This is a genomic window from Dyella halodurans (assembly GCF_026283925.1).
In the GTDB taxonomy this organism is placed as follows: Bacteria; Pseudomonadota; Gammaproteobacteria; order Xanthomonadales; family Rhodanobacteraceae; genus Dyella; species Dyella halodurans.
This window is the reverse complement of record NZ_JAPDPF010000008.1, coordinates 238,341-258,835: the sequence shown is the minus strand read 5'-3', so window position 1 is coordinate 258,835 and position 20,495 is coordinate 238,341. Positions and strand designations below refer to the sequence as shown.

At 65.0% G+C, this 20,495-nt stretch carries 20 protein-coding genes; 11 read left to right on the top strand and 9 right to left on the bottom strand.

What is annotated here, in order from left to right; genetic code table 11:
• Positions 1–192 precede the first annotated feature (192 nt).
• The 3 genes from OUZ49_RS16650 to OUZ49_RS16640 all read left to right on the top strand — a co-directional run bounded on the left by OUZ49_RS16650 (position 193) and on the right by OUZ49_RS16640 (position 5,034).
• On the top strand, positions 193–1,257 hold the full coding sequence (locus tag OUZ49_RS16650) for an IS30 family transposase (protein ID WP_266151701.1): 1,065 nt from the start codon (positions 193–195) through the stop codon (positions 1,255–1,257).
• A 391-nt stretch (positions 1,258–1,648) separates the two neighbouring features.
• Positions 1,649–2,878, top strand: a complete 1,230-nt coding sequence (locus tag OUZ49_RS16645; protein ID WP_266151700.1) for a multifunctional CCA addition/repair protein — start codon at positions 1,649–1,651, stop codon at positions 2,876–2,878.
• A gap of 161 nt (positions 2,879–3,039) precedes the next feature.
• Positions 3,040–5,034, top strand: coding sequence for an LTA synthase family protein (locus OUZ49_RS16640; RefSeq protein ID WP_380005225.1), 1,995 nt, complete (start codon positions 3,040–3,042; stop codon positions 5,032–5,034).
• A gap of 61 nt (positions 5,035–5,095) precedes the next feature.
• Here the strand turns inward: OUZ49_RS16640 and OUZ49_RS16635 are convergent, their stop codons facing one another.
• Both OUZ49_RS16635 and OUZ49_RS16630 read right to left on the bottom strand, forming a co-directional pair.
• On the bottom strand, positions 5,096–6,289 hold the full coding sequence (locus OUZ49_RS16635) for a class I SAM-dependent methyltransferase (RefSeq protein WP_266151698.1): 1,194 nt from the start codon (positions 6,287–6,289) through the stop codon (positions 5,096–5,098).
• An 89-nt stretch (positions 6,290–6,378) separates the two neighbouring features.
• Positions 6,379–8,580: a TonB-dependent receptor gene (locus OUZ49_RS16630; RefSeq protein WP_266151697.1), complete on the bottom strand. Its 2,202-nt coding sequence runs from the start codon at positions 8,578–8,580 to the stop codon at positions 6,379–6,381.
• A 212-nt stretch (positions 8,581–8,792) separates the two neighbouring features.
• On the opposite strand from OUZ49_RS16630, the gene OUZ49_RS16625 reads away from it, so the two are divergent.
• From OUZ49_RS16625 to OUZ49_RS16615, 3 genes are all read left to right on the top strand, one after another.
• Positions 8,793–9,491 (top strand): hypothetical protein, encoded by a 699-nt coding sequence (locus OUZ49_RS16625; RefSeq protein ID WP_266151696.1) that lies wholly within the window; start codon positions 8,793–8,795, stop codon positions 9,489–9,491.
• 60 nt (positions 9,492–9,551) lie between these two features.
• Positions 9,552–10,298 carry a pteridine reductase gene (locus OUZ49_RS16620; protein WP_266151695.1) on the top strand — a complete coding sequence of 249 codons (747 nt, stop codon included), beginning with the start codon at positions 9,552–9,554 and terminating at the stop codon, positions 10,296–10,298.
• 188 nt (positions 10,299–10,486) lie between these two features.
• Entirely contained in the window at positions 10,487–10,936 is a 450-nt protein-coding gene (locus OUZ49_RS16615; RefSeq protein ID WP_266151694.1) for an H-NS histone family protein, read from the top strand.
• 287 nt (positions 10,937–11,223) lie between these two features.
• Here the strand turns inward: OUZ49_RS16615 and OUZ49_RS16610 are convergent, their stop codons facing one another.
• The 4 genes from OUZ49_RS16610 to tsaD form a co-directional block, all read right to left on the bottom strand.
• A complete protein-coding gene (locus OUZ49_RS16610) occupies positions 11,224–12,081 on the bottom strand; it encodes a DUF6159 family protein (protein WP_266151693.1) in 858 nt (285 codons plus the stop codon).
• 72 nt (positions 12,082–12,153) lie between these two features.
• The gene (folK, locus tag OUZ49_RS16605) at positions 12,154–12,636 is read right to left on the bottom strand and encodes a 2-amino-4-hydroxy-6-hydroxymethyldihydropteridine diphosphokinase (protein WP_266151692.1); all 483 of its coding nucleotides are present in this window, start codon (positions 12,634–12,636) and stop codon (positions 12,154–12,156) included.
• A gap of 1 nt (position 12,637) precedes the next feature.
• Positions 12,638–12,994 carry a dihydroneopterin aldolase gene (gene folB / locus OUZ49_RS16600; RefSeq protein WP_266151691.1) on the bottom strand — a complete coding sequence of 119 codons (357 nt, stop codon included), beginning with the start codon at positions 12,992–12,994 and terminating at the stop codon, positions 12,638–12,640.
• 35 nt (positions 12,995–13,029) lie between these two features.
• Positions 13,030–14,109, bottom strand: a complete 1,080-nt coding sequence (tsaD, locus tag OUZ49_RS16595; RefSeq protein WP_266151690.1) for a tRNA (adenosine(37)-N6)-threonylcarbamoyltransferase complex transferase subunit TsaD — start codon at positions 14,107–14,109, stop codon at positions 13,030–13,032.
• 69 nt (positions 14,110–14,178) lie between these two features.
• Here tsaD and rpsU point away from each other — a divergent pair, with 69 nt between their 5' ends.
• Both rpsU and OUZ49_RS16585 read left to right on the top strand, forming a co-directional pair.
• Positions 14,179–14,394: a 30S ribosomal protein S21 gene (rpsU, locus tag OUZ49_RS16590; protein ID WP_014404075.1), complete on the top strand. Its 216-nt coding sequence runs from the start codon at positions 14,179–14,181 to the stop codon at positions 14,392–14,394.
• Between the two features lie 164 nt (positions 14,395–14,558).
• Complete coding sequence (locus OUZ49_RS16585; protein WP_266151683.1) at positions 14,559–15,005, top strand: GatB/YqeY domain-containing protein; 447 nt, start codon at positions 14,559–14,561, stop codon at positions 15,003–15,005.
• On the opposite strand, the gene OUZ49_RS16580 is transcribed toward OUZ49_RS16585, so the two are convergent.
• On the bottom strand, positions 15,006–15,308 hold the full coding sequence (locus OUZ49_RS16580) for a hypothetical protein (RefSeq protein WP_266151682.1): 303 nt from the start codon (positions 15,306–15,308) through the stop codon (positions 15,006–15,008).
• 151 nt (positions 15,309–15,459) lie between these two features.
• Between OUZ49_RS16580 and OUZ49_RS16575 the strand changes: the two genes are divergently transcribed.
• The gene (locus tag OUZ49_RS16575; RefSeq protein ID WP_266151681.1) at positions 15,460–15,630 is read left to right on the top strand and encodes a DUF1328 domain-containing protein; all 171 of its coding nucleotides are present in this window, start codon (positions 15,460–15,462) and stop codon (positions 15,628–15,630) included.
• Positions 15,631–15,638: 8 nt separating this feature from the next.
• Here OUZ49_RS16575 and OUZ49_RS16570 read toward each other — a convergent pair whose 3' ends face one another.
• Positions 15,639–16,295, bottom strand: coding sequence for a GNAT family N-acetyltransferase (locus tag OUZ49_RS16570; RefSeq protein WP_266151679.1), 657 nt, complete (start codon positions 16,293–16,295; stop codon positions 15,639–15,641).
• Positions 16,296–16,434: 139 nt separating this feature from the next.
• Between OUZ49_RS16570 and dnaG the strand changes: the two genes are divergently transcribed.
• Together dnaG and OUZ49_RS16560 are read left to right on the top strand one after the other, a co-directional pair.
• Entirely contained in the window at positions 16,435–18,171 is a 1,737-nt protein-coding gene (dnaG, locus tag OUZ49_RS16565) for a DNA primase (protein ID WP_266151677.1), read from the top strand.
• Positions 18,172–18,314: 143 nt separating this feature from the next.
• On the top strand, positions 18,315–18,944 hold the full coding sequence (locus OUZ49_RS16560; RefSeq protein ID WP_266151675.1) for a DedA family protein: 630 nt from the start codon (positions 18,315–18,317) through the stop codon (positions 18,942–18,944).
• Between the two features lie 22 nt (positions 18,945–18,966).
• Here OUZ49_RS16560 and OUZ49_RS16555 read toward each other — a convergent pair whose 3' ends face one another.
• Entirely contained in the window at positions 18,967–20,493 is a 1,527-nt protein-coding gene (locus OUZ49_RS16555) for an efflux transporter outer membrane subunit (RefSeq protein ID WP_266151674.1), read from the bottom strand.
• Positions 20,494–20,495: the final 2 nt, after the last annotated feature.

Sequence of the window (20,495 nt, the reverse complement as noted above, 5' to 3'; positions counted from 1 at the left end):
CACGGGGAGAAGGCTGGGATGAGGGGCGGGTGCTCGCGGTCAGGCGTTGACCGAGCGATATCGCCAGCGTGCCGCTTACGCAGCGGGCGTTCCGAACCGCTGCCGCGGTCCGGGTCACTTTTCTTTTGCTGGCCCAAAAGAAAAGTAAGGCGGTCTCTAACATCAAGTGCAACACCCCCTTCGAGGTGATGCATGGGTCAGAACTACAGTCATCTGAGCGCCGAAGAGCGAGGCGCGATCATGGTGGGCAAGGCGCGCGGGGAGAGCGCCCGGCAGCTGGCGATACTGCTGGGCCGTTCGCCCAGCACGATCTCCCGGGAGCTGGCGCGTAACGGGCACCGTGAGCCATCGGTCGACCCTCGCCTGGGCCGTCCGACACTCGGCTATGACGCCCGGCGCGCCGGTCAACGCGCCCGCCGATTGGCTCATAAGGCGCGCCGACTGCGTAAGTTGCATCGAGACGGCGCCTTGTGGCGCCAGGTGCGCCATCTGTTGGCCCGACGCTGGTCACCGCAAGAAGTGAGCCGCACACTGCGCCGACAGCATCCCGATGAGCCGGCCAAGCACGTGTCCCACGAGACGATTTACACCGCGATTTATGCCGCCCCGCGCGGGGAACTGCGGCGAGGACTGGTGGCGCTGCTGCGCCAGCACAAGTGCGCGCGCCGCCCGCGGGGCCAGGGCGCCAACCGGCGCGGCCGCATGCACGACCTGCCCAGCATCCACGACCGGCCGCCGGAGGCGAACGAACGCTTGTTGCCGGGCCACTGGGAAGGGGACTTCCTCAAGGGGGCGCGCAACCAATCGTCGGTCGGCGTCTTAGTGGATCGGCGCACCTTGTTCCTGAAGCTGGTGAAGATGGACGGCTGCTCGGCGGAGGACGCACTCAAGGGCTTCAGCCGAGCCTTCCGACCACTGCCGGCGGCGCTGCGCCAGACGCTGACGTACGACCAGGGCAAGGAAATGGCGCTGTACAAGACGTTGTCCCGGCGCACGGGGTTGGCGATCTACTTTGCCGATCCGCGCAGCCCCTGGCAGCGCGGCATCTGCGAGAACACCAACGGCCTGCTGCGTCAGTACCTGCCCAAGGGCACCGACTTGTCGGTGCATAGCCAACGAAAGCTCGATGCCATTGCCCGGGAGATGAACCTGCGCCCGCGAGCCACGCTCGACTACCACTGCCCTGCGGAGATGATCATGCGTGCGCTGGGGCGTGATGACCTCGCCCAAGCCATCGATGATGCACTTCTAGATTGACACCGCCTAACCCAAAGAAAATGGCCTGAAGGGCTCATAGCATTGCGTTGGATACGAGCCTGACGGGCGTGGCCAGCCAGATAAGTGGCGGCCCATGGCCGCTACACAGCGGCTACACCGCAACGCGCCGAGGCGGAGAGGGCTTAAAGCGTTGGCTTGCTGTCGTGTCGCAGCTGAGCTCGCGACATGGCTCGGTTGTAGCGCTGTCGCGAGCAGCCGCCCCTCATCCCAACCTTCTCCCCGGAGCGGAGAAGGAGCTGGAAGCTCGGCGCTCAAACGGCCGTACTGCGTGCTTCGCGCCTGTCCACTTGGCGCGGGAATGACAGGTTCGCTGGCGTGGCGGGCACGTATCCACGCAGCCGCAAGCGCGCCTCATGTCAGAATCCCATCCATGCACATCTACCTGGTGGGCGGCGCCGTCCGCGACAAACTCCTTGGCAAACCCCTGGTCGATCGCGACCACGTCATTGTCGGTGCGCGTCCGGAGGACTTGCTGGCCAAGGGCTATCGTCCCGTCGGCAAGGACTTCCCGGTCTTCCTGCACCCGCAAACCGGTGAGGAATATGCGCTGGCGCGGACCGAGCGCAAGACCGGGCGCGGCTATCACGGCTTTGCCTTTCATGCCGATCCCACGGTGACCCTGGAAGAGGACCTCGCGCGGCGCGACCTGACCATCAATGCGATGGCCGAGGCCGAGGACGGCGCGCTGGTCGATCCATTCAACGGCGCGCGCGACCTCGAGCAGCGGCTGCTGCGGCATGTCTCGGCGGCCTTCGTGGAGGACCCGGTGCGCCTGCTGCGCGTGGCGCGCTTCGCTGCGCGTTTTGCGCCATTGGGCTTCAGCGTGGCGCCCGACACCATGGCCTTGATGCAGCAGATGGTGCGCGACGGCGAAATCGACCATCTGGTGCCCGAACGCGTATGGCAGGAAACGCGCAAGGCGCTCGCCGAGGCGCAGCCGTCGGCGTTTCTGCGCGTGCTGCGCGAGTCCGGTGCGCTGGCCGTGCTGTTCCCCGAGATCGATGCGCTGTATGGCGTACCCCAGCGCGCGGAGTTCCATCCGGAAATCGATACGGGCGTCCACGTGGAGATGGTGCTGGACATGGCGGCGCGCATCGCGCCGGGCAACGACGTGGTCGGCTTCTGTGCGCTCACCCACGACCTGGGCAAGGCGCTGACGCCTGCGGATGCGTTGCCGCGTCATATCGGCCATGAGCATGCCGGCGTCGCGCCACTGCGGCGCCTGGTCGCGCGTCTGCGGGTGCCGACGGAACATGCCACCCTGGCCGAACAGGTCTGCCGCGAGCACCTCAACGCGCATCGGGCGTTCGAACTGAAGCCCGCCACCGTGCTGCGCCTGCTGTCGTCGCTGGATGCGCTGCGCCGCCCTGAGCGGCTGGCCCTGTTCCTTGCTGCATGCGAGGCGGACAAACGCGGTCGGCTGGGGCATGCGGATGACGCTTATCCGCAGGCCACCTACCTGCGGCGCGCGCGCGATACGGCCGCGGCCGTGAGTTCGGAGCCCTTTATCGCCCAGGGCTTGCAGGGTCCCGCCATCGGCGAGGCCCTGACGGCGGCCCGGATCGCAGCAATTGCGAGCCTGAGCCGGGCGGAAAGCTGAACGGGTGCTCAGGCAGGAAAGGCTGCGGGAAGGCGGCTTTCTTTAAACTTACGCACTTAAGTTCGCCTGCTATGCTCGTCGGTTCCCCTCGCACCTATGACGGCGGGTCGCCTGCACCGCCCCGGTAGCTCGGCGCGTCCATTCCTAGCCCGGAGCTATCCGTGTCCATTGCACCCCAGCAGCCCTCGGCGCTGCGACAGCGTTTTCGCCCCTTGGGCTGGCTGGCCATCGGCTATGTACTGATCGGCATGCTTACCCGCATCGCGCTGCTGTTCATGGCGGGCGGCGGCGTGCCACTCAATCCGCTCTATTGGATGTATGCGTTCGGCGTCGGCCTGGTCTACGACCTGATCACCTTCGTTTACATCGCCTGGCCCCTGGTGCTGTTCCTGTGGCTGATGCCGCAGCGCGCCTACCTGTCGCGCGCCGGCCAGTGGGCGCTGTATCTGCTCGCTGCGGTGCTGCTGTGCTGGCTGATGTTCGTGGGCGCTTCCGAGCTGGTGTTCTGGGGCGAGTTCGGTACTCGCTTCAATTTCATCGCGGTGGACTATCTCGTCTATACCACCGAAGTGATCGGCAATATCCGCGAGTCGTACCCGATTGGCACCTGGCTGGCCCTGCTGGCCCTGGCCACGGTCGTGATCGTGTGGCTCAGCAAGCGCGGACTGCGCGCGAGCGACAGCGGCACCGGCTTCCTGCAGCGCGGCAAGGTGGTGCTGGTGTGGTTGGTGCTCACCGTGATCACCGCCGTGGCCGTCAAGGGTACCTACAAGGACCACTCCGACAACGCCTACGTCAACGAGCTCGCCGGCAACGGTGTCTATGAATTCGTCGCCGCCTTCCGCAGCAGCCATCTCGACTACGCGCGCTTCTACCGCACGCAGCCGCAGGAGCAGGCGTTCCCGCGTGTTCGCGAGCTGATGAAGACGCCTGAGGCGACGTATATCAGCAACGATCCGCAGGACCTGACCCGTGAGATCCGCCATGCCGGGCCGGAGCAACACCTCAACGTGGTGCTGATCAGCGTGGAAAGCCTGTCCGCCGACTTCCTCAAGGAATTCGGCAACAAGAAGGACATCACGCCGAACCTGGACGCGCTGACCAGCCAGAGCCTGTTCTTCGACAATCTCTACGCGAACGGCACCCGCACCGTGCGTGGCCTCGAGGCGCTGTCGCTGTCGGTGCCGCCGACGCCGGGCGATTCGATCGTCAAGGCACACAACAACGAGAACCTGTTCTCGGTGGCGAATGTGTTCAACGATCGCGGCTATCAGTCGGACTTTGTCTATGGTGGCTACGGCTACTTCGACAACATGAACTACTTCTTCAGCCACAACGGCTACCACACGGTGGATCGCAACGACATCGCCAAGGGCGAGACGATCCATCACGAAAACGTGTGGGGCGTGGCCGATGAAGATCTGTATACGCTCGCACTTAAGCAGATGGACAGCGCCAGCGCAGCTGGCAAGCCGTTCTTCCTGCACATCATGACCACCTCGAACCACCGCCCGTTCACCGTGCCGGCGAACCGCGTGCCGCAGAAGGACGGTACGCGCGAGGCTGCCGTCGCCTACACGGACTGGTCCATCGCCGACTTCATCAAGCGCGCGCGCAGCAAGCCTTACTTCGACAACACCGTGTTCGTGATCACGGCGGACCACTGCGCCTCCAGCGCCGGCCGCACCAGCGTGCCGATCAACCGCTACCACATCCCGTTGTGGATCTACGCACCGAAATACATCGCGCCGCAGCGGGTGACGCGCCAGATGTCACAGATCGACATCATGCCGACCGTGTTGGGCCTGCTGAATTTCAGCTATCGCAGCCGTTTCTTCGGGGCGGATATCTTCCAGCTCGAGCCAGGTCGTGAACGGGCATTCCCCGCCACCTACGAAAAGCTCGGCTATCTGCGCGGCGAGGCCTTGAGCATCCTGAAGCCGCAGCGCCTGTTTGAGCAGGTGCGCCCGAACTTCGACAACGGCGACGCGGTGCCCAATACGCCGATCGACGAGGGCCAGGTCGATGACGCCGCGGCCTACTACCAGACCGCCGCGTACCTGTTCAAAAGTGGCCTGATGCGCAAGCGAGCGGACGACAGCACGCCGGTACAGCCCGCCGCGGCCGACCCCACGGCGCCCGTGGGCATGCAGTAAATCGTGCGAGCAAGCGGAGGCCACGGCCTCCGCTTTTTTTCGTGCCGTTGGAAACTTGCCGTTACAGGCGATCCCCCTGATCTGCCTCCAGCAATTCGGCAGGCAGCGGCACCACGTCCATGTTGCGCACGAAGATCATGGCCTGGAAGCGCTCGCCCATCGCGTCGGGCAAGGTCAACTTTTTCACTTCCTGGGCGAGGCGATAGCGCGCCTGCTCATCGGCGGCGCTTTCGTAGGCTGCCTCAAAGGCCGCCTGCAGACCACTGCCGATAAGAAACTGCGCCTGCGGCATATAGCCAGCGACGCCAAAGCCGGCGCCGTTGCCCGCCTCCGCCAGCGCGGTGAAATCCACCGACGCCGTGAGGTCGTTCAAGCCCGGCAGGTAAAGCGGATCGTTGTGCGAACGATGACGGTAGTAGGCCCGCAAGGTGCCATCGGTGCGCTCGGGCAGGTAAAACTCCCGCCGCACGTAACCGTAGTCGACAAACAGCATCATGCCGGCGCTGAGCGAACCGGCGATCGCCTGAATCCAGTACGGCAATTGCGGCAGCACTTCCGAACGGTAGCCATCGGCGAAGCGGATCTCGGTATCGCGCTCGACATGTCGCACGGCCCCGGACACCAAGGCGTCGGCCGGACGATCCACGCGCATCAAGCGGCCCTCGCCATCCAGCGCGACATATTCCTCGTAGACCTCGCCCGCGCGCATGGCGAAGCGCGTGGTCGGCAGTGCGTCGATCACCTCGTTGGCAAACAGCACGCCACGCCAGTCTTCCTCGGGCGGACGATCCAGCCATTGCACGCGACCAAACACGTCGGCGGGCAGTGCCCGGGCGAGCCGCTCGCGCTGGCGTTCGCGCAGGTCCGCGCTGGGTTCTAGGATTAGATAGCGACGCGGCAGCGAGCTGTTGCTGGCCATGGCCTTGAGCGCGGCTTCGGCGAAGGAGCCGCTGCCGCCACCCAGTTCCAGGAAATCGGCCTCGGCGCCCAGCAGCTCCAGCACCGGCGTCGCCACGTTGACGACGCAGCGCGCGAACAGCTCGCCTAGTTCCGGTGCGGTAATGAAATCACCGGCTTCGCCGAACTTGGTCTTGCCCGCGCTGTAATAGCCCAGGCCCGGCGCGTACAGGCAGCGCTCCATGTATTGCGCGAACGGCATCGGGCCGTGCGCGGCAATCGCTTCGCGCAGGTGCGCCAGCAAGCGGTCGGAGTGGGCGCGCTCTTCGGCGCCGGGGTCGGGAAGTCGGGACGACATGCGCATGGCCTGCAGGGAAACCTGCGAAGAATAACCCAAGCCCCGCCGCGATCCTGTGAGGACGGCGACGGGGATGCGCCCGGCCGGGCTTAGAAGTCGAAGTCTTTCTGCAGGCTCAGGTACACGCCGCGACGCGGACCGAACTGCGGCGCGCCCACGCCCACGCCGGTGCCATCGCGCAGCTCGTAGCTACGGTCCAGCGCGTTGATCACGGCCAGCTGGGTCTTTACCTTGCCGAAGCTCCCGAAGGTGAAGTCGTGCGCCACATTGAGGTTCAGCTGGAAGTAGAACGGCAGCGATTCGCCGTTCGGAATGCCGTTACTGCCGGTGCTGCGCAGGCCGCTGCCCGCGATGTAGTTGACGCCGGCGCGCGTGGTGTCGGTAAACGAATAGGTGACACCGCCCGACGAGGTGAACTTCTGGTCGTGATCGAGGTGGATCCAGTTGTTGTAGATATAGGCCAGCTCTTCCGGGCTGAAGTTGTACTGGCCGGTGATCACGCGCTTGCCCAGGGCCTGTCCCAGCGAGCCGTTGAAGTACGCGGAAATCGGGCCGTTGTCGTAGTTGGCGGTGAATTCGACGCCACGGACGCGGCCGGAGTCATAGTTGAAGTTGGAGAAGATCAGCGCGGTGCCGAACTGTCCTTCGTCCTGCAGGCGACGCACTTGGCGATAGTAGGCATCCACGCCCAGGGTCAGCGTCGAGCCGATCTGCTGCGAAACGCCCAGGTCGTAGTAATTCGAACGTTCCGACAGCGGCAGACTGTTGCCGGTGCTGGTGCCGGGCAGTTGGTTGGTCGTGCCATTGAAGCGCGCGATATTGCTGTCGTCGATCACCTCGGTGGCCGGCGGCGTGAAATAGCGCGCATAGCCGGCGTGGACGGTGGTACTGTCGGTGGCCTGATAGACCAGGCCAACGCGCGGACTGAGCTGGCTTTCGGTGCGGAACAACTGATAGCGATCACCGCGCACGCCGTAGTTGACCGTCCATTGGTCGCCGATGCTCCACTCGTCCTGCAGGTAGGCCGAGTAGGTGCGCGCGAGCAGGTTGGTGGCGTCGTAGATGCCGATGGGCGTGGTGCTGGCCTGGCTGCCGTCCGGGTTGGCCGGGAACACCAGCGAGTTGTTGCTGATGTCACCGCGCTCGAACTCGCCGTATACGCCGTAGCGCACTGTATGGCTGTCACCCAGCGGCGTGGAGAAATCAGCCTGCAGCGTGTTGGCCCGGTTGGCGCGTCCAATCGTCGACGCCACGCCATTGAACATCAGGTCGCCGATCTCGTCGGGGCTGAAGTTGACCGAGCTGTAGCGCTGGCCCGCCGACACCTGGTAGTCGGTGCGACCGATCTTGCCCTGCAGCGACAGCACGCCGAAGCGCGTGCTCTCGCGCTGGCGCTCATCGAGGTCGGCCGAGTTGAAATCCACGGTGTCCAGGTAGCCGAACTGCGGCGTCTGGTTCGGATTGTTGGGAATCTGGAAGCGATTATTGGTCGCGCCGAACATGAAGCTGAGGCGCGTATCGTTGTCGATCAGATAGGAAATATCGCCGAAGCCCTTCACCTGGTTGGAGTGATCGTGGATCGGGTTGCGGCTCGAGGTCGGATTCTCGATGCCGACATCGGTCTCCAGGTAGTTGGCCGTGACGAACCAGCTCCAGCGATCGTTGCTGCCCCATAGCGACGCGTTCGGATTCAAGGTGCCAAACGAACCACCGGTGATGCCAACGCTGCCGCCGTTGCCCAGCGCGGGGCCGCTCTTGGTGTCGATATCCACTACCGCGGCGGTGCGCAGGCCGTATTGGGCCGGCAGCGCGCCATCGAGCAGCTTGATGCTCTGGATGGTGCGCGCATCGAGCGTCTGGCCGAAACCGGAGATCGACTCGGGGATGATCACGCCGTTGATGCGGTACTGCAGATTGGCGTGGTCGCCGCGCACATGCAGGCCGCCGAAGGAGTCCTGCACCACGCCCGGTGCCTGCAACAGCACCTGGTTCAACGGGGTGGAGTCGCCCAGCGGCAACTGCTGGATCGCCTTCTGGTCGATCACGTACTGGCTGCTGCCGGTGTCAGGCGACAAGGCATTGCGTGACTGGTCGAGTGCCGCAGACACGTCCACCGTGCCGAGCTGCTTCACCTTGGCCGGCGTGGTTTGCGTACCGCCCGGGTCGGCGCCGCCAGAACTGCCATTGGCTACCGCACTGCTGGTATCCGCATTCGGGCTGGTTTGGGCATAGGCAGCCGGTACTGCACCCAGCGCGACAGCAAGACTCAAGGCAAGCACAGATCGTTTCATCAGGGTTCCGGGCGGGAAAGTAAAGTTGTTATTTTTGATATGTTATAACATTGCCACTTGAGCCCGGTAGTTGCCTGCCCCAGAAGTCATGCCTGGCGACGCAACATCCTGCGTTAAGCACGACCTGCGGCCGGGGTCAGCCCGCTTTCACGCCGATTGCCTAGACTGGGTCATCTCGCGGCGGCTGCCGTGACCTGCGAATCGTCACCGCCATGTCCGAGCCCTCCTCCCAGCTTCCGGCTGTCATCCAACCCAGCGATCACAGCCGAGTGACCCAGGCGATCCTGGATTTCGTCAGCCAGATTCCCGACAGCAGCGTCAGTGGCAGCAAGGACCCGGAACGCGAAGCGCTAAGCCTGGCTAGTCGTGCCGCGCGACGCGCAGCGCTGGCTGCTGGCTCATTGGCGCTGCCGCCGGGTCCGTTGGGCTGGCTCACGGTGCTGCCCGAGCTGATCGCCATCTGGAAGATCCAGGCGCAGATGGTCAGCGACATCGCGGCGGCGTATGGCCAGCACTCCGAGCTCGGACGCGAGCAAATGCTCTGGTGTCTGTTTCGCCACACCGCTGCACAGGCGTTCCGCGACATGGTGGTGCGCGTGGGCGATCGCCTGCTGTTCCGGCGCATGAGCTATACCGTTGCCGCGCGCGTCGCCAAACGCGTAGGCGTGAAGGTCTCTCAGCGCGCGGTCGGCAACGGCCTGTCGCGCTGGTTGCCAGTGGTGGGAGCCGTTGGCGTGGGTGCCTATGCCTACTACGACACTGGACAGGTGGCGCGTACCACCATCGCCCTGTTCAGCGCGCCGATCGAAACGGATGACAGCCCGGCCAGCGATGCCGAGCCGGCCACGCCCAGAACCGGATTCGCCCGGCGCGTACTGCACAAAGTGACGCGTCGAACGCCCTCGGGATGACGTACCTCGCGCTTTGCGGCAAGCTCGCAGCCTTCCATCGCGCAATGCAGGAGCCCACGCATGAGCCCACGCCATGAGCGTCCCGTCGCCCTCATCACCGGTGCCGGCAAGCGTGTCGGCGCGGTGATTGCCCGCAGCTTGCATGGCGCGGGCTATGACCTGGCACTGCACTACCGCCGTTCTGCCGCAGAGGCGGAGTTGCTCGCCTCGTCACTCGAGCGTCAGCGCAGCGACAGCACATGTCTGGTGCAGACCGAGTTGGCCGACCTCGATGCATTGCCCGGCATGATCGAACGCATACTGACGCGCTATGGTCGACTCGATGCGCTGATCAACAACGCCTCCGCGTTCTACCCCACCCCCGTTGGCAGCGCGACACCCACGCAATGGAATGAGTTGTTTGCATCCAACGCGCAGGCACCTTTCTTTCTGGCACAGGCAGCGTTGCCGGCGCTACGCGAAGCACGAGGCGCCATCGTCAACCTGGTGGACATCTACGCCGAGCGCCCACTCGCCAGGCATCCGCTTTATTGCATGGCCAAGGCCGCGCTTGCCGCCATGACCCGTTCACTCGCACTCGACCTTGGCCCTGATATACGCGTCAATGGTGTCGCGCCAGGCGCGGTCATGTGGCCCAGCGACGGCAAGCCTTACGACGATCAGCAAGCCATGCTCGCGCGCACGCCGCTACAACGCGCCGGCTCGCCGGAAGACGTGGCAGGCGCGGTGCTTTGGCTGCTGCGCGACGCGCCATTCGTGACGGGGCAGATCATCCATGTCGATGGCGGTCGCACGCTGTCGGTGTAAACGTGACATTCCTGACCACCAGGCGAGATCCGTGATGGTCGCGCCGCGATCTCGCATGACGCTTGTTCTTCGGCGCCTGTATCCAATGAGAAGTGCTGACGGCCGCGATCACCATCGCGGCCTTCTTCTACACGGCCCTGCCGCTCATGCCCTAGACTTCAGCCAGAAATCCCCACGAAGGTATCCGCATGGCCATCGATCTCAAGACCTTATCCCCGAAAGAACTTCAGGCGCTCATCGCGAACGCGAGTGCCCAGATGCAGCAAGCCCATGCGACGCAGGTGCAGGCGATCCGGCAGAAAATCGATGCATTGCTGGCCAACAGCGGCCTTAGCCTGGACGACGTCTATCCTTCGCGCGGCAAGAAGGCTGCTGGCAAGAAAGGCGGCAAGGGTTCGGTGGCACCGAAGTACCGCGACCCTTCCGATCCCACGCAGACGTGGTCTGGCCGCGGCCGTCAGCCGATCTGGTTTTCAAAGGCGCTCAAGCGCCGTGGCGTGACGGCGGAAAGCCTGCTCATCGGCGGCGCCGCACAGTCCTCCACGCCCGCCAAGCAAGCCAAGGCGGCGAAGAAAGCACCCCGGAAGATGGCCAAGCGCGCAAGCAAGAAGACCACGGCGAGAAAGACCGCCCGTTAGTCGCAAGTAATTATCCCGCGCGGTACAAGTAGGCTGCACACTGGACGTGAATTCTCGCGTGCAACAGATCCTGGCATGACTCGGGCCAGCAAATCATTCACCCATTGACATGGAGCGGGTTGCGCGCCACGTGCAACACTCCGCACGCGGTCTCGGCACAGCGGAAACGTCAAGACCATCGACACCGAGACTTTTGCAGGAGTCGACAGGGGCATTACCCCTGCGCGACTGGCCCTTACTAAGCGGTATCGCCATCGTGCGCCGATCCCGCGACATGCTCGATAAAGTCAGTTCTTCGGGCGGAACGCCTGCTCGAGCAGCGCCTGGTCGAAGCCGTGGCCGACCAGGCCCTCTTCGGCGTAGCGGTACAGCGCGGCCGCATAGATGCCCTGCAGCGATGCCTGGATAAGGCCGAGCAAGGTCAGGCCGATCACGATGATCGCGATGGCCAGCACGATGGCAACCGCAGATTGCAGTGCGAAGGCGCCAACGAGCAGACCTCCGGACACCAGGATCGCCAGGAACGTCACCAGGCCAAACACCACGCCGAGCCCGGCGTTGCCGATGATGTTTTCGCCCCAGGTCTGCTGCAGCAGTTCGACGCTGCGCTTGACCGCGTCAATCGGACCCACTTCCTGACTGGCCAGTACCGGCACCACCAGGAACGTGGCCACGGTCCACGCCAGTCCGAGGAAGCCGACGACCAGGCGGCCGATCAGACCCAGGCGCTCCTGCAGCGCGCGCAGCACCAGGCCTACCGTGGCGGCGATCAACGCATAACCGAAGATGCTTGCCACGCGCTGACGTGCCAACTCGAAGCCCGCCGAAAAACTTGCCGGCTCACCGCGCAGATGCATCAAGGCGGCGCCCGCCAGCGCGGTGTTGAAGAAGATGATCACGAAGTACTGCACGAGGTAGAACAGGAACAACGCCAGGTACCCGCCAGCAGACAGGGCGCGCTCATGGCCTTCCAGGGCATGCCCGGAAGCCGCGACGGTCAAGCCGATGGGAATCAGAAAGCTGGCCGCCACCAAAAGGCAGCAGATGCCCGAGATCAGCGGGAACATCAACAGCGACTTGTCCGAGCGCAACACTGCCGCGCTGGCCTTCATCAGGCTCCAGCTACGTGAAAAGCGACCTGCCATGAGCTACCTCCTTGTTGAGAACATGAGCGTTCTATCACCCGCTCCATGCGGGCGACAGTGCATGCGCAGCGCCTACAGCGGCTCGACCACCAGTGGCTCGCTATCCACCGGGAACGCGGCCCACAACGCCGCCATGGTGAGACCGCTGAGCGGATGCCGCAGCGTGGGTGCGATATCCGCGATCGGCTTGAGCACGAACGCGTGCCGGAGTTCCTTGCGCGGAATGTCCAGGTGACCTTCGCCTCGTCGCACCAGATCGTCGTACAGCACGATGTCGACGTCGAGCGTACGGTCGGAGAACCGCGGCACATCGCGCCGCCGACCGTGGCGATCCTCGAGCGCGTGCAGCCAGTCGTTCAACGCCTCGGGCGAAAGTTCGGTATCCAGGCCCACGGCAAGATTGACGAAATCGGCGCCGTCGAAACCAACGGATTTGCTGCGATACGCTGGCGAAACCGCCAGCTCGCCAAAGCGAACGCGCAACTCGTCGAGTGCGTCATTGAGATAACGCTTTGGCTCCAGATTGGAGCCCAGGCTCAGGTAGACACGTGCCATCTTAAGAACGCGTACCACGCTCGATGCGTACGCCCACCGCCTTCGCGCCGCGCACCGCGCCGGGCTTGGACAGCTTGAGCCGCACCCACGACACGCCGAACTCTTCGCGAATGATCTCGGCGCAACGTTCGGCCAGGGTCTCGACCAGGCCGAAGCTCGACGCACTCACGTAGTCGATCAGGCGTTTGGAGACGTCCTTGTAGTTGAGCGTGAGCGCGATGTCGTCACTCGCGGCGGGCACGCGGTTGTCGAACGCCATCTCGATATCGAACGACAAGGTCTGGCGCACGCGGCGCTCCCAGTCGTAGATGCCGATGACGGCGTCGATGCGCAGGTCTTCGATGAAAACGATATCCATGCGCTCTAGGGTAACGGATGCGGCCGTCGAACGAATCACTTCGCCGGCGGCAGGGTTTCCAGATCCCAGCGCGGAAATACCTGCACGGACGCGTCCTGATGCTGCCCGGCAGCCAGCCGGATCGCACCGGCCAGCGCAATCATCGCGCCGTTGTCCGTGCAGAAATCCAGGCGCGGGAAATACACCTGGAATCCTTCCTTGGCACCCGTCGTGGCCAGTTCCGCCCGCAGGCGCTTGTTGGCGCCCACGCCACCGGCGATCACCAGCCGCTTCGCACCGCTGGCCTGCAGCGCACGCCGGCACTTGATCAGCATGGTGTCGACGATGGCTTCCTCGAAGCCACGGGCGATGTCGGCCCGGGTCTGCTCGCTGTGGTCCGAGTTCTGCCAAGCCAGCAGCACCTGCGTCTTCAGGCCAGAGAAGCTGAAATCCAGACCGGGGCGATCAGTCATCGGCCGCGCGAAGCGGAACAGGCCGGGACGCCCCTGTTCGGCCAACCTGGCCAGGGCCGGGCCACCCGGATACGGGAGGCCCATCATCTTGGCGGTCTTGTCGAACGCTTCGCCAGCGGCATCGTCCAGGGTGTCACCCAGGATGCGGTACTCACCGATGGCCTTCACCTCGACCAGCATGGAATGACCACCGGAGACCAGCAAGGCCACGAAGGGTGGTTCCGGCGGGTTCTCTTCCAGCAGCGGGGCCAACAAGTGGCCCTCCATGTGATGCACGCCGATCGCGGGCACCCCCAAGGCCCAGGCCATGGCCCGGGCGGCCGAGGCACCGACCAGCAAGGCACCCACCAGACCGGGCCCGGCGGTGTACGCTACGCCCCCCAGGTCGGCGGGAGTCAGGCCCGCCTGGGCCAGCGCCTCGCGTACCAGGGGCAACAGCTTGCGCACGTGATCGCGGCTGGCCAGCTCGGGCACCACGCCACCGTAGTCGGCGTGCAGCTTGATCTGGCTGTAAAGGGTATGTGACAGCAGGCCGCGCCCAGGCGCGTCCGGTTCCCAGCGCAGCAGGGCTACGCCGGTCTCGTCACAGGACGTCTCGATGCCCAGGACGGGCCTGAGATCAGGCTTGCTGGACTGGGGCTTTGAAAATGCTGTCGTTTCCACGTTATACTTCGCGGCTCACCGTATTCAAACGGCTCGTTAGTGCGAGCCAGTCTAACACTTGGAGTTTCCATGCCCAGCGTAAAAGTCCGCGAGAACGAGCCTTTCGAGCTTGCCCTGCGCCGCTTCAAGCGCACCTGCGAAAAGGCCGGCGTTCTGGCCGAGACCCGCAAGCGCGAGTTCTACGAAAAGCCGACCCAGGAGCGTAAGCGCAAGCGTGCTGCCGCCGTGAAGCGTCACCTGCGCCGCCTCTCGCGCGACACGTCGCGTCGTACGCGCCTGTACTGAGCCCCGTCGTCCGCCCTGCGGACGATAAGGGTTCTGGCGCCAGCGGCGCCGCACCCGAGTAGCTCGGCAGCTGGCGCGTCCATTCGCTGCCGCTGTCTTCAAGTTCTGCACCGGCCGGCGTTGCCTCGAGCAACGCCGGCTTTGTGTGTTTCCGAGGAAAAGCCATGACCCTCAAGCAGCAGCTCACCGAAGACATGAAGACCGCCATGCGTGGCGGCGACAAGCATCGCCTGGGCGTGATCCGCCTGATGCTGGCGGCGATCAAGCAGCGTGAAGTGGACGAACGCATCGAGCTGGACGACGCGCAGACCCTGTCCGTGCTGGAAAAGATGCTCAAGCAGCGCAAGGACTCGGTGACCCAATACGTGGCCGCCAACCGCGAGGACCTGGCTGAGGTCGAGCGCGCCGAAATGCTGGTGATCGAGGCCTACCTGCCAGCCAAGCTCAGTGACGACGAGGTCGACGCGCTGATCACCGCCGCGATCGCCGAGACCGGCGCCAGCTCCGCCCGCGACATGGGCAAGGTGGTGGCTGCCGTGAAGGAAAAGGCCGCCGGCCGCGCCGACATGGGCGTGGTATCGGGCCGCATCAAGGCACGCCTGGCGGGCTGATCACGCCGCCTTCACGCGTAGCCACAGCCACAGCACGATGAGCAGGACGATCACCGCGGCCAGCCACAGCCCGGTGATCCGTCGGCGCTTGCGCAAGCGCAACCAGCTCGGCCGGTCCAGGTAATAACGCCCCGCCCCGGGACAACGCAGCACCGCCCGCCCCACCAGCTGATACCAGGCCATATCCGGCTTGAGGCCCAGTTCCGCCGCCGTGCGTGCCGATGCCGATCCGGTGGCACCGGCCCGCTCGAAGCTGCGCACGATCGCGCCCTGCCTGCGTATCACCAGCGCGGTAAGAAACATGGCCTGACTCCTGCTGCACCGAGCTGGCAGCTTGCCCGGCCGCGCCCGCGGCGAACAAGTCCTCGCTGCATCCTCTTCACATCCCGGCCTCTAAAAGCGGTCGTGTCGTCAGCCGCAACGCTGGCTGCCTGCCACCGCAAAGGAGTGACGCATGCTCAAGTGGGCGATCATCTTCTTCATCATCTCGCTGCTTGCCGGCTGGATGGGCTTTGGCAGGGTATCCGGCGCCGCAGCCACCATCGCCAAGGTGCTCTTCGCGGTGTTCGTGGTCCTGTTCCTGTTTGCGTTGCTGGTGATGATCGGCTTGATCAAGGCCATTTGAGTGACGACTCAGTCGATCACGCGCTCCATGCGCCGATGGTCGGGCACGCGCACGTGTGCATTGGCCAGGCGTGAGCGGCGCTCGCTGATCACCTTGAAACCCGCGCGCCGATAAAGCCCCTCGGCCCCCGGATTGCTCGTCGCCACATCCAGTACGACGCGCCGCCTGCCCGCCTCCCGCGCCGTACCCAGCAACTGGTCGATCAAGGCACGCCCAATGCCACGCCCGCGCAGCTCCGGCACCACGGCGAGATGGGCCAGGTAGTGCATGTCGCCCTCGGGCGGACGGATCAGCGACTCCACCCGCAGCCCACGCGCAATCACGCCTGCGCCCTGTCGCATGCCGTAATGAGCGAGTATTTGCCGCGCAGCGGCGAGCGTGAACGGCCATTTGGTGTTTGCCCCGTAACCCGCGCCTACCGCCACCACCCGGTCATCGGCAACACCCACCCAGTGATTGCGCCAGCCAAACTCACCCGCGCCATCGACAAAGCAGCGCTGCAGGAAACGCTCGGCGGCGCCGTCGCCATCCACGGCAAACACATAGTCGAAGGCAGCCGGCCCCGAGCTATAGATCAAGGGCACCGCCACCGTCGCATCGTCGGGCCGTGCAGGACGAAACTGCACCCGCAAGCCCGGCCTTGCCGTTCCAAGCACTTGTCCCATGATCGCCCCCAAAGCCCTCAGGCTCCCCAGGCGCAGCATAGGGCAAGGCCAGCCGGGCGCGCAGGGGTCGCCCCGACGCCTAGGCGGGCATTCGCGGCCACGCACGGATAGGCGTCACACCCTCTACACTAAAGGGCTAATGCGCGGACGTATCCCTGACAGTTTCATCGACGAGCTGCTTGCTCGCGTCGACATCGTCGACGTGATCGAGCGGCGCGTTCCGCTGAAAAAGGCGGGCCGCGAATGGACGGCCTGTTGTCCGTTCCACAACGAGCGTTCGCCGTCGTTCTATGTCAGTCCGGCCAAGCAGTTTTTCCACTGTTTTGGTTGCGGCGCACACGGCAGCGCGCTGAAATTCCTGATGGACTACGAGCGCCTGGAGTTCCCGGATGCCGTCGAGGAACTGGCGCAGTCCGTCGGCCTCACAGTGCCGCGCGAAGGCGGCAACGACCAGGCCCCGCGCGAAGACAAGACCGACCTCTACGCCCTGCTCGACGCGGCAGCGCGCTGGTTCGAAAACGAGCTGCCGAAGAACGCCGAGGCGCAGGCCTATTGCCGCAAGCGCGGGCTGGACGAGGACACCATCAAGCGCTTCCGCATCGGCTGGGCGCCGGCCGGGTTTGACGGCGTGATCAAGGCGCTGGGCAGCAACGATCGCCGCATGCAGCTGCTCAACGAAGCCGGCATGGTGGCCAGTAACGAGCGCGGGCACCGCTACGACCGCTTCCGCGAACGGGTGATGTTTCCCATCCTCGACCGGCGTGGTCGGGTGATCGCGTTCGGCGGCCGCGTGTTGAGTTCCGATCAGGGCCCGAAGTACCTCAACTCGCCCGAGACGCCACTGTTCCACAAGGGCCGCGAGCTGTTCGCGCTGTGGCAGGTGAAGCAGGCCAATCCGAGCCTGGCGCGCATCGTGGTGGTGGAAGGTTATATGGATGTCATCGCGCTGCATCAGGCGGGCCTGCCCATCGCGGTAGCCACCCTGGGCACCGCGACCACGCCCGAACATACCGAAGTGCTGTTTCGCGCCGCGCCGGATGTGGTGTTTTGTTTCGATGGTGACCGCGCCGGCCGCGCTGCCGCGTGGAAGGCGCTGGAGGCTGCGCTGCCGCGCATCCGTGATGGACGCCAGGCGTATTTCCTGTTCCTGCCGGATGGCGAGGACCCGGATACGCTGATTCGCAAGGAAGGCAAGGACGGCTTCGAAAAGCGCCTGAAAGCGGCCACGCCCCTGTCCGAATACTTCTTCAACGAACTGGCCCACGACGTGGACACCAGCAGCCTCGATGGCCGCGCACGACTGGCCGAGCGTGCACGTCCCTTGATTGCAAAGCTGCCGGATGGCGCCTTCCGCGACCTGATGGCGCAGGAACTGGAAAAGCGCACCGGGGCTCGCGCCGTGCTCGAGGCCGATGCTGGCGCCCGACGCCCGGTGCAGCGACCCATCGTGGTGCAGCGCTCACTGGTACGCAGTGCGATTGCACTATTGCTGGCCCAGCCCGGCATCGCCGATCAGGTGGAACGCCCCTACGGTTTCCTGCGCCTGGAAAAGCCTGGCGTGGAACTGCTGGCCGAATTGATCGACCTGGCGCGCTCGCGCCCCGGCATCAACCCGGCCATGCTGGTCGAGCACTTTGCCGAACGTCCCGAATACACGTCGCTGCAGAAGCTGATGGCTGCGATGGTGGTGGGCGAACCCGAAGCACAGCGCGCCGAATTCTTCGGTGCCTTGCAGCGCATGGAACAACAAGTCATCACGCAGCGGCGTGAATGGCTCACCGCCAAAAGCCGCGAAGGCACGCTGGACAGCGCCGAAAAGGCCGAGTTGCGCGAATTGCTGGCGGCGCGCGTCCCGCCCGCCGCGCCCGCGGACTGAGCGGTTCCACTCGCGTCCCCACGTGCTCGGCACGGTCATTGCCCAGGCTTCAACAGTGCGTTGCCGCAAGCGCTGGGGCGCCTTGGTGTGGGATCATCGGACACTCCCTTACCGCATGGGCGACGACCCCGGCATGGATGTAGATGGAACTGCTTGAACGACTGGTGACCGTGTTCGCTGAGAACGGCTACTTCGCGGTATTCATCGCGTTGCTGCTGTGCGGTGCGGGCGTGCCTTTGCCCGAAGACATCACCCTGGTCGCCGGCGGGGTGATCGCCGGGCTGGGCTATGCGAACGTGCACAGGATGTTTGCCGTGGCCATGGTCGGCGTGCTGGCCGGCGATTCCGCCATGTTCCTGCTGGGTCATCATTACGGCGCGCGCATTCGGCAATGGCGCCTCGTCGCCCGCCTGTTGACGCCGGAGCGCTATGCCAAGGTGCAGCAGAAGTTCGAGCGCTACGGCAACCGCCTGCTGTTCTTCGCGCGCTTCCTCCCTGGCATGCGCACCGCCGTCTACATCACCGCCGGCTCCACCCATCGCGTGTCGTTCCTGCGTTTCTTCCTGCTCGATGGCCTGGCCGCGCTGATCAGCGTGCCGATCTGGGTCTATCTCGGTTATTTCGGCGCCGACAACCACGATTGGCTGGCCAAATGGATCCGCCGCGGCCAGAACGGCCTGTGGGTCCTCTTCGGCATCGTGATCGTGGTCGTGCTGGTGCTGTGGTGGCGGCATAAACGCAGGACGGCCTGCGCGTCGTCCGATTCGCGCTGAGGCCGTCCGTGAACGTGGTGGTTCAGGGCTGGTGCGTGGGCTCAGCCGAGGACGCCACCTCGCTTGCATCCTGCCGATTCCACCAGCCACCGCCGAGCGCCTGGAACAAGGCCACGGTATCGGCATAGCGGTTCGCCTGCGCCTGGATCAGCGCGATCTCCGCCTGCCGCCAGGTCAGTTCCGCATTGAGCATCGTCGCTTCGCTGATATCGCCCAGCTCAAGTTGATGCCGCGCGATCTCGAAGCTGCGCGCCGCCGCGCGCTCGGCACGTTCCGCCGCCGCCAGTGCATCGGCATCGGCATGCACGGCGTGCAAGACATCCGCCACGCTTTGCACAGCGGAGATCACCGTGCCGCGATACTGCGCCTCACTCTGTCGATAGGTCGCCTCGGCCGCACGTTGCTTATGCTTCAGCGTGCCACCGTCGAAGATCGGCGCCGTGATGCTGGCGCCGATATTCCAGAAGCCCGTGCCCGTGCCCAACAGGTTGCTGGCGCTGTCGGCGGCACTGCCGATATTCGCGGTGATCTGCACATTGGGCAGCCGGTTCGCGATGGCGACACCGACTTGCGCACTGGCCGCGTGCAACTGTTCATCGGCCATGCGCACGTCGGGCCGCTGCTCGACCAGTCGGGCAGGCACGCTCAGTGGCAGTTGGTCCGGCAACTGCAATCCATCCAGGGTAAAGCGGGCATCCATGCTGTCGCTCGGCATGCGCCCGCTGAGCGCGGCGAGCAGGTCGCGTTGCTGGTCGAGTTGCTTTTCCAGCGGAGGCAGGCTGGCCCGGCTCTGCTCGAGCGCCGCCTGCTGCGCCGCGACGGCGGCTTCGGGTGCATCGCCAAGCGCAAGCTGGCGTTGCAGCGTCGTCATGATGCGCTGCTGGTCATCGATGATGTGGTGGGTGGCGTCGATCTGCGCGCGCAACGAGGCTTCCTGGATCGCCGCATTCACCAGGTTGCTGGTCAGCGTGAGGTAGGTCGCCTCCAGCTGGAAACGCTGTGCATTCGCCTCGGCCACCAGGGACTCCACCTGGCGGCGGTTGCCGCCCCACAGGTCCGGCGAATACGACACGCTGACCTGGGCGGTGGTGAGGTTGTACAGCGTGCTGTTGGACGCGACATTGCTGGACAACACCGAGCCGGTCTTCTGCCGGGTGGGGTCGACGCTGGCGCTGACGCTGGGGAAGAACGCCCCGCGCTGGGCGCGCACGTTCTCCCAGGCCACTTGCAAGGCCGCGTGGGCCGCTTCGACGTCGGCATTGTGCTTGAGCGCATCGTCGATCAACGCGTTCAACGGCGCGGAATGGAACAAGGTCCACCATTGGCCGGGAATGTCCATGTCCTGCACGAGCTGCTGGGCACCGCCGCCCACACCCGGCGCCGATGCCGTGGTCTGCGGCAACGCTGTCGGCGCATAGTCGTGTGCAGCAGGCGCCTGCGGGCGCTGGTAATCCGGCCCCACCGCGCATGCGCTGAGCGTGAGGGTGATGGCCAGGGCAAGCAGGCTGCGCTTGCCATGACGAGTCGTTGCGCTGTTGATGATGTGCATGG